Annotated in this window: 1 protein-coding gene; it reads right to left on the bottom strand. The window is 74.1% G+C overall.

The features are described 5' to 3' along the window. Nucleotides 1-21: 21 nt before the first annotated feature. Nucleotides 22-14,640: an SDR family NAD(P)-dependent oxidoreductase gene (locus ACQPYE_RS17650; RefSeq protein ID WP_498722424.1), complete on the bottom strand. Its 14,619-nt coding sequence runs from the start codon at nucleotides 14,638-14,640 to the stop codon at nucleotides 22-24. Between the last annotated feature and the right edge of the window lie 107 nt (nucleotides 14,641-14,747).

Raw genomic sequence — 14,747 nt, 5'->3', positions numbered from 1 at the left:
CCACTGAGCCGACCGCACATGTCACGAGATCCCGAGTTCGTTGTCGAGCAGGTCGAAGATCTCCTCCGCCGACGCGGAGCCGAGGTCCTCGTCGGTCGTCGGCGCCGCGGCGCCGCTCACAGCCGCCAGGAGTGCCCGGAGCTGCGCGGTGACCCGGTCCCGGTCGGCGTCGTCGGGTGCGATGTCGCGCAGCACCGACTCCAGCGCCGTCAGGTCGTTCAGCGCCCGCTTGGCGTTGGACGGCGCGCCGCCGCCGATGCGCTCGTCCAGGTGCGCGGCGAGCGCCACCGAGGACGGGTGGTCGAAGACCGTCGTGGCGGGCAGCCGCAGACCGGTGGCCGCGGCGAGCCGGTTGCGCAGCTCCACGGCGGTCAGCGAGTCGAACCCGAGGTCGAGGAACCCCCGCTCCGGGTCGACGGCGACGGGCGACGCGTGGCCGAGGACGGCGGCGACGTGCGAGCGGACCAGGTCCACCAGCGCTTCGGCGCGCTTGCGCGGTGGGAGCGCGGCGAGGTCGTCGGTCGGTGCGGTCGGGGTCGCCGGAGTCGTCGCAGTCGTCGCGGCACGGCGGCGCGGTGCGCGGACCAGACCGCGCAGCAGCGGTGGCACGGCACCTTCGGCGGCGGCCGAGGTCCGCACGGCGTCCAGGTCGAGGTTCAGGGGCAGCAGCAGCGCGGCGTCGGACCCGAGCGCCGCGTCGAACAGCGCCAGCGCCTCGGCGGTGGCCAGCGGGCGTCCGCCTCCACGTCCGGCACGGCGCAACCGCACCGCGTCCAGGTGGTCCGTCATGCCGCTGGCCTGCTCCCACAGACCCCACGCCAGTGACAGGCCGGGCCGACCGGCGGCGCGCCTGCGGGCCACCAGGGCGTCCAGGGCGGCGTTCGCGGCGGCGTAGTTGGCCTGGCCCGCGTTGCCGAAGGTCCCGGACGCGGAGGAGTACACGACGAACGCGTCCAGGTCGCCGGCCAGCTCGTCCAGGTGCACGGCAGCGTCGACCTTCGGCGCCCACACCGCGTCCACCCGCTCGGGCGTCAGCGCGGTGATCACACCGTCGTCCAGCACACCCGCCGCGTGCACCACCGCCGTCACCGGGTACTCAGCCAACAACCCAGCCACCGCGTCACGATCGGTGACATCACACGCCACCACATCCACCCGCGCGTCCAGACCCGCCAACTCCGCCACACCCGACGCACCCGGACCACTCCGACTGACCAGCACCAACTGCCGCACACCGTGCACCGACACCAAGTGCCGGGCCAGCACAACACCCAACGTCCCCGTACCACCGGTGATCAACACCCGGCTGTCCGGACCGAACGCGGCCGGCGCGGTGGCGGGCGTCTGCGCACGGGTCAACCGGGGCGCCCACAGCGCGCCGTCGCGCACCAGCACCTCGGGCTCGTCGCAGGCCAGGACCCGCCCCAGCAGGCCGGTGTCCGGGACGGCGGCCACGTCCACCAGCACGAAGCGGCCGGGGTGCTCGGTCGCCGCCGCGCGCACCAGACCGCGCACCGCGCCCGCGCCGAGGTCGTCGCCGCCGGTGCGCACCAGGAGCCGGCTGTCGGCGAACCGGTCGTCGGTCAGCAGGACCCGCACCGCGTCCAGCACCACCACCACCCGGTCGCGGGCGGTCGTCGCGTCGGCGGGCGGGACGTCGAGCACGAGCACGTCGGCCGGGTCGGATGGCCACGTGCCGATCCGCGGCATGTCGTGAGCGGCCGGTTCGGGCAGCCGGACCAGGTCGACGCCGTACAGCGCGGCGGCCGAGGCCGTGCCGTGGTCGGGGGAGGCCAGGGGACGCAGCGCGAGGGATTCCACGTGCAGGACCGGCGAGCCGGTCTCGTCGGCGGCGACCACGCTCAGCGCGTTGTCACCGGCCGGGGTGAGGCGCACCCGCAGGCGGCTCGCGCCCGAGGCGTGCAGGGTCACGCGCTGCCAGGAGAAGGGCAGCCACGCCCGCGCCGGGTCGGCGACGAAAGCGCCGAAGCCCACGGCGTGCAGCGCCGCGTCGGTGAGGGCGGGGTGCGCGCCGAACGCCGCCGCCTCGACCCCGTCCGGCAAGGCCACCTCGGCGTACACGGACCTGTCGTGCCGCCAGACCCGCCGCAGGCCGCGGAACACCGGGCCGTACACCAGGCCTACGGCGGCGAGGTCGTCGTAGGCGGAGTCGACGGGGACTTCGTCCGCGCCCTCCGGCGGCCAGGTGGTGAGGTCGGGTGCGGGCGCCTCGGCGCGGTCGGCCAGCGTGCCGGTGGCGTTGCGGGTCCACTCGGCGCCCTCGTCGACCGGCCTGGTGTGCACCGAGATCGGCCGGTGACCGTGCTCGTCGGGCACGCCGACGGACACCTGGACGTCCGCACCGCCGCCGGGCACGACGAACGGCGCGTGCAGCGTCAACTCCTCCACCGCGTCGGCACCGACGTGGTCGGCGGCGCGCAGCGCGAGTTCCAGCACGCCCGTGCCGGGCACCACGACCCGACCGGCGACGACGTGGTCGGCGAGCCAGGGGTGGGTGTCGACCGAGAGCCTGCCGGTGAGCAGCGCGCCCCGCTGGTCGGCGAGCACGACGGCGGCGCCCAGCAACGGGTGGCCCGCGTCGGCGAGACCGGCCGCGGTCACGTCACCCCGGATCGCGACCCGCTGCGGCCAGTAGCGCTGGTGCTGGAACGGGTAGGTGGGCAGGTCGACCCGCCGACCCTCGGGGAGGACATCCGTCCACTTCGGAGTAACACCGCGCACCACGGCCTCACCCAGCGACAGCAACATCCGATCCAGGCCGCCGTCGTCCCGGCGCAGCGAACCGACCGCGATCACGTCCTCGGCCTGCTCCTGCACCGCCATCGTCAGCAACGGGTGCGGCGAGCACTCCACGAACACACCGAAACCGTTGGCTACCAGACTTTCCACCGCGCCGGCGAACGCGACCGTCGAACGCAGGTTGCGGAACCAGTAGTCCGCATCCAACGCCAACCCGTCCTCCACCTGACCGGTCAGAGTGGAGTACAGCGGCACGTCACCCGCGCGGGGCGCGATAGGTGCCAGCACCTGCGCCAACTCCTCGCGCAACTCCTCCACCTGGGCCGAGTGCGACGCGTAGTCCACCGCGATCCGCTTCGTCCGCAGACCACCCACGACCAGTTCGTCCAACGCGTCCGGCTCACCGGACACCACAACCGCCGTAGGTCCGTTCACCGCCGCGATCGAGATCCGCTCGCCGAACGGTTCCACGAGCGCCCGCACCTCGTCCTCGGAGGCGGCGATCGACACCATCCCGCCCCGGCCCGCCAGCCGACGCAACACCTGGGAACGCAACGCCACCACCCGCGCCGCGTCCTCCAAAGAGAGGGCGCCGGAGACGCACGCAGCAGCGATCTCACCCTGGGAGTGACCCACCACCGCCACAGGCTCAATCCCCCACGAACGCCACAACGCCGCCAACGACACCATCACCGCGAACAACACCGGCTGAACCACATCCACACGATCCAGCGACACCCGACCGTGCAACGCGTCAGCCAACGACCAGTCACAGAACGGCTCCAACGCGGCAGCACACTCCGCCAACCGTGAAGCGAACACCGGCGACTGATCAGCCAGTTCCAGGGCCATGCCGACCCACTGCGAACCCTGACCAGGGAACACGAACACCACCCGGCCGGTGTCCGAAGCCGTTCCACGCACCAAAGCGGGATGCTCCACCCCATCGGCCAACGCACGCAGCCCGTCACGGCTCACGACGACGGCCCGGCGCTCGAACGCGGACCGGGAGGTGACCAGGGACATCGCGAGGTCGGCGGGCGGCAGGTCCGCCGCGACGAGCCGGGCGGCCTGCTCGCGCAGGGCGGCCTCGGACTTGGCCGTCAGCAGCAGCGGGACGGCCGGCCCGACCGGGCTCGGCGCCGGGTCGGGCTCCGGGTCGCCCTGCTCCAGGATGATGTGGGCGTTGGTGCCGCTGACGCCGAACGACGACACCGCCGCGCGACGCGGGCGGTCGACCTCGGGCCAGGACCGTGCGGCAGTCACCAGCTCCACCGCGCCTGAGGACCAGTCCACGTGCGGTGAAGGCGCGTCCACGTGCAGCGTGGCCGGCACCGTCGAGTCGCGCAGCGCGAGGATCATCTTGAGCACCCCGGCGACACCGGCGGCGGCCTGGGTGTGGCCGATGTTCGACTTCACCGACCCCAGCAACAACGGCTCTTCGCGGTCTTCGCCGTAGGTCGCCAACAGCGCCTGCGCCTCGATCGGGTCGCCCAGGGTGGTGCCGGTGCCGTGTGCCTCGACCACGTCGACATCGGACGGTTCGAGACCCGCGTTCGCCAGTGCGGCCCGGATGACCCGCTGCTGAGCCGGCCCATTCGGCGCGGTCAACCCGTTCGACGCGCCGTCCTGGTTCACCGCACTGCCTCGTAGCACCGCCAACACCTGGTGGCCGTTGCGGCGGGCGTCCGACAAGCGCTCCACCACCAGCACACCGACACCCTCACCCCAACCCGTGCCGTCGGCACCGGCCGCGAACGCCTTGCACCGACCATCCGCGGCCAGTCCCCGCTGCCGCGAGAACTCGATGAACGCGCCAGGCGTCGACATGACGGTGGCACCGCCCGTGAGGGCGAGGTCGCACTCCCCCGAGCGCAGGGCCTGCGCGGCGAGGTGCAGCGCCACCAGTGACGCCGAGCAGGCCGTGTCGACCGTGACGGCAGGCCCCTCCAGACCGAAGGTGTAGGACAACCGACCCGACACCACGCTGGCCGCGTTCCCGGTCGCCAGGTACCCGCCGACGCTCTCGTTCCCGCCCAGGAACAACGTGGCGTAGTCCTGGCCGTTGGTGCCGACGAACACGCCGGTCGCGCTGCCCTTCAGCGCGGTGGGCGCGATGCCCGCGCGTTCGAACGCCTCCCACGAGGTCTCCAGCAGCAGTCGTTGCTGCGGGTCCATCGCCAACGCCTCACGCGGCGAAATACCGAAGAAATCAGCGTCGAAACCCGACGCGTCCCTCAGGAACGCACCCTCCACCGCATACGACGTACCCGGATTGTCCGGATCAGCATCGAACAACCCACCCAAGTCCCAATTCCGGTCATCCGGGAACGCACCCACCGCATCCCGACCCTCCACCAACAACCGCCACAAGTCCTCAGGCGAGGCCACACCACCCGGGAACCGACACGCCATCCCCACGATCGCGATCGGCTCGTCCACGGGCAGCGCACGTGGTGCGGCGGCGGGCCGCTCGGTCCCGGTGAACAGCGAGTCCAGCCGCGCGGCCAGGTCGGCGGGCGTCGGGTGGTCGAACACCGCGGTCGTGGGCAGGGCCAACCCGGTCGCCGCGCCCAGCAGGTTGCGCAGCTCGACGGCGGTCAGCGAGTCGACACCCAGGTCCCGGAACGCCTTGTCCGACGGCACGGCGTCGATCCCCGAGTGCCCGAGGACGGCGGCGGCGGTCCGGCGCACCAGGTCCAGCAGCAGGGCGGGCCGGTCGGCGTCGGAGGCGTCGCGCAGCGCGAGCCCCGGGTCCCGCGAGCCCTGGACGGCGGCGCGGCGGGCTTCGGGGAGGTGGTCGAGCAGCCGGGTCGGGCGGGTCGCGGTGAGCACGGGCGCGAAGGTCGTCCAGTCTACGTCCGCGACGGTCACGGCGGGCAGCCCGGACGCCACGGCGGCACCCAGCGCCTCGGTGGCGACTCTCGGGTCCATCGGGAGCAGACCGCCGCGGGCGATCCGGGCGGCGGCCTTCCCGCTCGTGGCCATGCCGCCCCCGGCCCACGGCCCCCAGGCGATCGACGTGGCGGGCAGCCCTTCGGAGCGCCGGCGTTCGGCAAGCGCGTCGAGTTCGGCGTTGGCGGCGGCGTAGGCGCCCTGACCGGCCGCGCCGAAGGTGGCCGCCGCGGAGGAGAACACCACGAACGCGTCCAGGTCCGAACCGCGGGTCAGCTCGTCCAGCACCCGGACCGCGTCGCCCTTGGCCTCGGCCGCGGCGCGCAGCCCGGCGGGGGTGAGGCGGTCCAGGACACCGTCGTCCAGCACCCCGGCGGCGTGCACCACGGCGTCGGGCGGGAACTCGGCCAGGACGGCGGCCATGCCGTCGCGGTCGGTGGACGACACCGCTCGCAGCACGACCTCGGCGTCCGGGGACAGCTCCGCGATGAGGTCGGCCGCACCGGGAGCGTCCGGGCCGCGCCTGCTGGTCAGCACCAGTCGCCGGGCGCCCGAGCGCACCGCCCAGCGGGCGGTCTCGGCACCGAGCGCGCCGGTCCCGCCGGTGATCAGCACGGTGCCGCGCGGCGTCCACGACCGTCCCGGCGCGGGCACGCGCACGAGCCGGCGGGCGAAGACGCCCCCGGGGCGGATGGACACCTCGGTCTCGTCGCCGCCCAGCACGGCGGTCACGGCGTCCCAACCGGAGCCGTCGTCGGGCAGGTCGATCAACCCGCCCCACCGGTCCGGGACCTCCAGGGCCGCGACCCGGCCCAAGCCCCACGCGGTCGCGGCGCCCCCCGCCTCGGCGGCACCGCGGGTCAACGCCCACAGCGGCACGGCGGCGGGCGTGCGGTGCAGCGCGTCCAGCAGCTCCTCGGCGTCGGACACCGCCACCACCACGCCGGCCGCGTCCGCGGCGGGTTCGGAGGTGACGTGGGCGCCGCGTCCGACCAGCTCCGCGACCGCCTCGGACTGCCAGGACCGGGGTTCGGCGGTGGTGAGCACGGACCACCCGTCCAGCCGGGCGGGCCGGCCCGGCGCGACGGGCGTCCACCGCGACCGGTAGAGCAGCGCGTCGGCGGGGTCGGCGGCCCGTGCCGTCGGGTCACCGGCACGGGCGGGCTCGGCGGGCCAGAAGCGCTCCCGCTGGAAGGGGTAGGTCGGCAGGTCCACCACCCGGCCGCCGCCGACGACGGCGCGCCAGTCGACCGGGACGCCCGCCGCGGCGAGCACGCCGAGGGACGTGAGCAGCGTGTGGGCCTCGGGCCGGTCGCGGTGCAGGGCGGGTGCCCCGGTCGCGGTGGCGGAGGTGTCCCGGGCCAGGGCCAGCAGCACGCCGTCCGGACCGAGTTCGAGCAGTCGCGTCACGTTGCGCTCGGCGAGCGCGGCGACGCCGTCCGCGAAGCGCACCGCTTCCCGCGCGTGCCGCACCCAGTAGTCCGCGGTCACCACCAGGTCGTCGTTCGGCGTGCCGGTGACATTGGAGATGAGCGGCACCCGCGGCGGGTGGAAGGTCACGGTCCGCGCGACGGCGCGGAACTCCTCCAGCACGGCGTCGACGTGCGCGGAGTGGAACGCGTGGCTGACGGTGAGGCGCCTGGTGCGATGCCCGGCACGGCCCAGCTCCTCGGCCGCGGCGAGGACGGCGTCCTCGTCACCGGACAGCACGACGGCCTCCGGGCCGTTGACCGCAGCGATCGAGACCGCCGCTTCCCGGCCGCTCAGGGCCGCGCGCACGGTGTCCTCGGCCGCGGCCACCGCCACCATCGCGCCGCCGGCGGGCAGCGCGGCCATGAGGCGGGCGCGGGCGGCGACCAGGCGGCAGGCGTCGTCCAGGTCGAACACGCCGGCGACGTGGGCGGCGGCGAGTTCGCCGATGGAGTGGCCCAGCAGCGCGGCGGGTCGCACACCCCAGTCCGCCAGCAGCGCCGCCAGCGCCACCTCCAACGCGAACAGCGCGGGCTGGGTGAAGCCGGTGTCGTCCAGCAGCGCGGCCCGTTCGGTGCCGGGGTCGGCGAACGCGACCTCCCGCAGCGGCACCGGCAGGCCGGGGTCGAGCCGCGCGCAGACCTGGTCGAACGCGGTGGCGAAGACGGGGAACGCGGCGTGCAGCTCACGCCCCGCGCCCGCGCGCTGGCTGCCCTGCCCGGTGAACAGGAAGGCGAGCGCGGCCGGACCGGCGGCGGGTTCGGTGGCGCCGGCGACGGCGGCGAGCGCGGCCAGCGCCTCTTCGCGGTCGGCGGCGACCGGCACGGCGCGGTGGTCGTGGGTGGCCCGGGTGGTGGCCAGCGACCAGGACACGTCGGCCAGGGGCAGGTCGGGGTGGTCGCGCAGGTGGTCGGCGAGGCGGGCGGCCTGCTCGCGCAGCGCAGCGGAGGTAGCCGCGCTCAACGGCAACGGCAACGGAATCGGACGAGCGGCGGCGGCCGGGGCGAGGTGCGGAGTGTCGGTCGGGGCCGGGCTGGAGTCGCCGGCCGGGCGCGGGATGGCGGCAGGGCTGGTGGCGGCGGCAGGGCTGGTGGCAGCTGGGGCAAGGTGGATGTCGGGGGCGGGAGGCTGGGTGGGGCGTGGGATGGGTGCGTGCTCCAGGACGGCATGCGCGTTGGTGCCGCTGATGCCGAACGACGACACCGCCGCCCGGCGCGGCCGGTCCAGCTCAGGCCACGCGGCGGACTCGGTGATCAGCCGCACCGAACCCGACTCCCAGTCCACCTGCGGAGAAGGCTCGTCCACGTGCAGGGTCTTGGGCAGCACGCCGTGCCGCATCGCCAGCACGACCTTGATCACACCCGCGACGCCGGCCGCCGCCTGCGTGTGGCCGATGTTGGACTTGACCGACCCGAGGAACACCGGCAACTCGCGGTCCTGACCGTAAGTCGCCAACAACGCCTGCGCCTCGATCGGGTCGCCGAGGGTGGTGCCGGTGCCGTGCGCCTCCACCAGGTCCACGTCCGACGGCTCCAGCCGCGCGTTGGCCAACGCCTGCCGGATCACGCGCTGCTGCGACGGACCGTTCGGCGCTGTGAGTCCGTTCGATGCTCCGTCCTGGTTCACCGCACTGCCTCGCAGCACTGCCAGCACCGGGTGCCCGAGGCGTTCGGCATCGGACAGCCGCTCCAGCAGCAGCACGCCCGCGCCCTCGCCGAAGCCGGTGCCGTCGGCCGCGCCGGCGAACGCCTTGCACCGCCCGTCGGGCGCCAGACCACCCTGTCGGGTGAAGTCGATGAACAGACCTGGGGTGGACAGCACGGTCGCGCCACCCGCCAACGCCAGGTCGCACTCGCCCGCGCGCAGCGCCTGCGCCGCCAGGTGCATCGCCACCAGCGACGACGAGCACGCCGTGTCCACGGTGACCGCCGGGCCCTCGAAGCCGAACGTGTAGGCGATGCGGCCGGACGCGACGCTGCCCGCACTGGCGCCGAGGTGGCCTTCGACCTCGGCGAGGGTGTCGGGGCTGCCCAGCAGGCGGGCGGTGTAGTCCTGGCCCATCAAACCCGCGAACACACCGGTGCGGCTCCCGCGCAACCCGGCCGGGTCGAGGCCCGCCCGCTCCAGCGCCTCCCAGGTGGTCTCCAGCAGCAGCCGCTGCTGGGGGTCGGTCGCCAACGCCTCGCGCGGGGAGATGCCGAAGAACGCGGCGTCGAAGTCCGCCGCGTCGTAGCGGAACCCGCCCTGGCGGGTGGCGCTCGTGCCGGGCCCGTCCCCGGAGAACAGCCGCTCGATGTCCCAGCCCCGGTCGTCGGGGAAGTCCGCGATGACGTCGCGACCGGCCGCGACGAGGTCCCAGAGCTGTTCGGGCGAGTCCACCCCGCCGGGGAACCGGCAGGCCATCGACACGATCGCGATCGGCTCAGCGGTGCTCACCGACGCGGCCTGGACCGCCGGTCGCGCGGGCGCGTCGAGGAGGTCGGCGAGCAGGTGCCTGGCCAGCGCCGACGGCGTCGGGTGGTCGAAGACGAGGGTCGCGGGCAGCCTGCGGCCGGTGGTCGCGGCGAGCCGGTTGCGCAGCTCCACGGCGGTCAACGAGTCGAACCCGAGGTCCTTGAACGCCCGGGTCGGTTCCACACCGGCGCCGTCGTCGTGGCCGAGCACCGCGCCGACGTGCGCGCGGACCAGTTCCAGGACGTGCGCCTCGCGTTCGGCCTCGGGCAGTGCGCCGAGGGTCCCCGCGAGGCCGTCGCCGGCGGCTTCGGCCGGCGCGACGCGGCGCAGGGGCGCGCGGACCAGGCCGCGCAGCAACGGCGGGACCCCGTCAGTGCGGGCTCGGGCGCGAGCGGCGGCGAGGTCGAGCTTGATCGGCACCAGCAGCGGGACGTCGAGACCCAGCGCGCGGTCGAACAGGGCGAGACCGTCCTGAGTGGACAAAGGCGTCATGCCGGACCGGCTGAGCCTGCGGTGCTCGTCCGCGTCCAAGTGGCCGGTCATGCCGCTGGCCTGCTCCCACAACCCCCACGCCAACGACAACCCCGACCGACCCGCGGCACGCCTGCGGGCCACCAGAGCGTCCACCGCGGCATTCGCGGCAGCGTAAGCACCCTGACCGGCACCACCGAACACACCGGCCGCCGACGAGAACACCACGAACGCGTCCAACTCACCGGCCAGCTCGTCCAGCAACAGGGCCGCGTCCAGCTTGGGTGCCAGCACACCGGCGACGCGTTCCGGGGTCAGCGCGGTGATCACGCCGTCGTCCAGCACACCCGCCGCGTGCACCACCGCCGTCACCGGGTGCTCAGCCAACAACCCAGCCACCGCGTCACGATCGGTGACATCACACGCCACCACATCCACCCGCGCGTCAAGCCCCGCCAACTCCGCCACACCCGGACCACTCCGACTCACCAGCACCAACTGCCGCACACCGTGCACCGACACCAAGTGCCGAGCCAGCACAACACCCAACGTCCCCGTACCACCAGTGATCAACACCCGGCTGTCCGGACCGAACGGCGATTCGGCGGATCCGCCGGTGACCGGTGCCAGGCGAGGGGCGCTGATCACGCCGTCGCGCACGCGGAGCACGGGCTCACCGGTCGCCACCGCCCGCCCGAGGGTGGCCGGGTCGTCGTCGGGGCAGTCCACGAGCACGAACCGGCCGGGGTGCTCGGCCTGCGCGGACCGGACCAGCCCGCCCGCCGCGGCACCCGCGGGATCGTCGCCGTCCATGACCACGACGAGGCGGCCGTCCCCGGCGAGCGTGCGCCGCAGCAGGTCCAGGGTGTCGAGGACGGCGGTGCGGGCGTCGCCCGCGGTGATCCGCACGGTGTCGTCGGGGCGTGCGCCGTCTCCGGGTACGAGGTCGGGTGCGTGCAGCGGCGTCCAGTCCAGGCCGAACAGCGCGTCCGCCGCGGCGGTGGGGTCGGTGTCCAGCGAGGAGGGCAGCGGGCGCAGCGCCAGTGCGCCGATCTCGGCGACCGCCGCTCCGGACGGGTCGGCGACGGTGACGGTGACCGCGTCCGTTCCGGCGGGGGTGAGCCGCACGCGCAGCACCGTCGCGCCCGTGGCCAGCAGCCGGACGTCGGTGCAGGAGAAGGGCAGCCAGCCGGTGTCGGGGTCGCCGACGAACGTGCCGAACCCGGTGGCGTGCAGGGCCGCGTCCAGCAGTGCCGGGTGCAGGCCGAACCGGTCGGCCTGGTCGGCCTGCGCGGCGGGCAGGGCGACCTCGGCGTAGACCTCGTCACCACGGCGCCAGGCGGCCCGCAGACCGCGGAACGCCGGCCCGTAGGCGATGCCGGCGGCGTCGAACGAGTCGTAGCACGTCGAGATGTCGACCCGTCGCGCCCCGGCCGGCGGCCACTGGCCCGCCAGCGGAGCGGGGTCGGACGGAGTGGTCGCGGCGAGGACCGCGCCGGTGGCGTGACGGGTCCACGGGTCGTCGGCGGCCGAGTCGTCGGAGCGGCTGTGCACGTGCACCTCGCGGTGCCCGGTGCCGTCATCCGCGCCCACTGCGACCTGCACGTGGACCCCGCCACGCGGTGGCAGCACGAGCGGGGTCTCGAAGGTCAGGTCCGCGACGGCGTCGCAGCCGACCTGGTGCGCGGCGCGCAGGGCCAGTTCGAGCAGGGCGGTGCCGGGAACCACGACCCGGCCGGCGACCACGTGGTCGGCCAACCAGGGCTGGCCGTCGACGGCCAGGCGTCCCGTCAGGATCGCGCCGTCGTCGTGCGCCAGGGCCAGGGCCGCGCCGAGCAGCGGGTGGTCGGCGGAGGTGAGGCCCGCGGCGGTGACATCGCCGCCCGCGCGACCGGTCGGCAGCCAGAAGTGCCGGTGCTGGAAGGCGTAGGTGGGTAGCTCGACCAACCGACCACCGGGTACCACGTCCGTCCACTTCGGAGTGACACCGCGCACCACGGCCTCACCCAGCGACAGCAGCATCCGATCCAGCCCGCCGTCATCACGGCGCATCGAGCCGACCGCGATCACGTCCTCGGCCTGCTCCTGCACCGCCATCGTCAGCAACGGGTGCGGCGAACACTCCACGAACACACCGAAACCGTCACCCGCCAGCTTCTCCACCGCCGAGGCGAACTCCACGGTCGAACGCAGGTTCCGGAACCAGTAGTCGGCGTCCAGCCCCGAACCGTCCTCCACCTCGCCGGTCAGAGCGGAGTACAGCGGCACCTCGCCGACACGCGGCCGGATCGGGGCCAACACCTCTGCCAGCTCGGCGTGCAACTCCTCCACCTGCGCCGAGTGCGACGCGTAGTCCACCGCGATCCGCTTCGCCCGAACACCCTCGGCCTCACAAGCCGCGACCAGCTCGTCCAGCGCGCCCGGCTCACCCGACACCACCACCGCAGACGGACCGTTCACCGCCGCGATCGAGATCCGCTCACCGAACGGCTCGATCCGCGCACGCACCTCGACCTCGGCGGCGGCGACCGAGACCATGCCACCCCGACCGGCCAACCCGCGCAGGACACGCGACCGCAACGCCACCACCCGCGCCGCATCCTCCAACGACAACGCACCCGACACACACGCCGCAGCGATCTCACCCTGCGAATGACCCACCACCGCCGCAGGCTCAACACCCCACGAACGCCACAACGCCGCCAACGACACCATCACCGCGAACAACACCGGCTGCACCACATCCACACGATCCAACGACACCCAACCGTGCAAAACGTCATCCAACGACCAGTCACAGAACGGTGCCAACGCGGCAGCGCACTCCGCCAACCGGGCCGCGAACACCGGAGACTGATCAACCAACTCCAAAGCCATACCGACCCACTGCGAACCCTGACCAGGGAACACGAACACCACCCGACCGGGATCCGAAGCGGTCCCGCGCACCAGCGCCGGGTGCTCGGCGTCCTCCGCCAGCGCCCGCACCGCCGCGGTCAGCTCGGCAAGGTCGGAGCCGACCACCACGGCCCGGCGGTCCAGCGCGGCCCGCGCGCCGGCCAGGGTGGACGCGACGTCCTCGGGGTGTTCGTCGGCGATCCGGTCGAGCAGTCGGGCGGCCTGGTCGCGCAGCGCGGCGGCGGTGCGACCCGACAGCACCCACGGCACGGGCCCGCCGGCGCGGACCGGCGCCGGTTCCGGGGTCTCCGGCTCGGGTGCCTGTTCCAGGATGACGTGCGCGTTGGTGCCGCTCACGCCGAACGACGACACACCGGCCCGCCGCGGCCGGTCCACCTCGGGCCACGGGCGGGACTCGGTGAGCAGCTCCACCGCGCCAGCGGACCAGTCCACGTGGGTGCTGGGCCGGTCCACGTGCAGCGTCTTGGGCAGCACAGCGTGCCGCAGTGCTTCGACCACCTTGATCACGCCCGCGACCCCGGCCGCGGCCTGGGTGTGCCCGATGTTCGACTTCACCGACCCCAACCACAGGGGTCGCTCGGGGTTGCGGTCCTGGCCGTAGGTGGCGATCAGGGCCTGCGCCTCGATCGGGTCCCCGAGGGTGGTGCCGGTGCCGTGCGCCTCGACGGCGTCCACGTCGCCGGGGCCGAGTTCGGCGTCGCGGAGCGCCTGGAGGACGACCCGCTGCTGGGAGGGCCCGTTGGGTGCGGTGAGACCGTTGGACGCGCCGTCCTGGTTGACCGCGCTGCCGCGGACGACCGCCAGGACCGGGTGGCCGTTGCGGCGGGCGTCGGAGAGGCGTTCCAGCAGCAGCACACCGGCGCCTTCGCCCCAGCCGGTGCCGTCCGCGGCGTCGGCGAACGCCTTGCAGCGACCGTCCGCGGCCAGGCCTCGCTGGCGGGAGAACTCGATGAAGCCGTTGGGGGTTGCCATGACCGTCACGCCGCCCGCGAGCGCCATCGTGCACTCGCCCGCGCGCAGCGACCGCGCGGCGAGGTGCAGCGTGACCAGCGAGGACGAGCAGGCGGTGTCGATGGTGACGGCGGGTCCCTCGACGCCGAAGCAGTAGGAGACCCGACCGGACAGGACGCTGGCGGAGTTGCCGGTGGCCAGGTAGCCCTCGGCGTCGGCGGGCGAGTTGAGCAGCAGGGTGGCGTAGTCCTGGCCGTTGGTGCCGGCGAAGACGCCCACGCGCTCGCCGCGCACGCCGCGCGGGTCGACCCCGGCGCGCTCGAAGGCCTCCCAGCAGACCTCCAGCAGGATCCGCTGCTGGGGGTCCATGGCGACAGCCTCGCGCGGGGAGATGCCGAACAGGTCGGCGTCGAACGCGCCGGCGGCGTCGAGGAACCCGCCCTCCCCGGTCAGGGAGGCGCCGGGCCGGTCGGGGTCGCCGAGCGCGTCGAGGTCCCAGCCGCGGTCGTCCGGGAACGGGCCGAGGGCGTCACCGCCGCGCGCGACGAGGTCCCAGAGGTCCTCCGGCGACCGGACACCGCCGGGGAAGCGGCACGCCATCGCGACGACGGCGATCGGTTCGGAGTCCGCCTCCTGGTGTTCGCGCAACTGCCGGCGAGTGCGCTGCAAATCAGCCGTGACCAATTTCAGGTAGTCACGGAGCTTTTCTTCGTTCGCCATCCCGCGACACCCTCCGCAATGGAGCCTCACAATGCCACCGCAGTGGCCCCTACAGGGATGGACAAGGGGCGGACCCCTGTTTCGAGCACAAGGCGATGCTCGCGAGC

Source organism: Actinosynnema sp. CA-299493 (assembly GCF_050946825.1).
Taxonomy (GTDB): Bacteria; Actinomycetota; Actinomycetes; order Mycobacteriales; family Pseudonocardiaceae; genus Actinosynnema.
The sequence above is the reverse complement of the archived record's forward strand: the minus strand, read 5'-3'. Positions and strand labels throughout refer to the sequence as shown.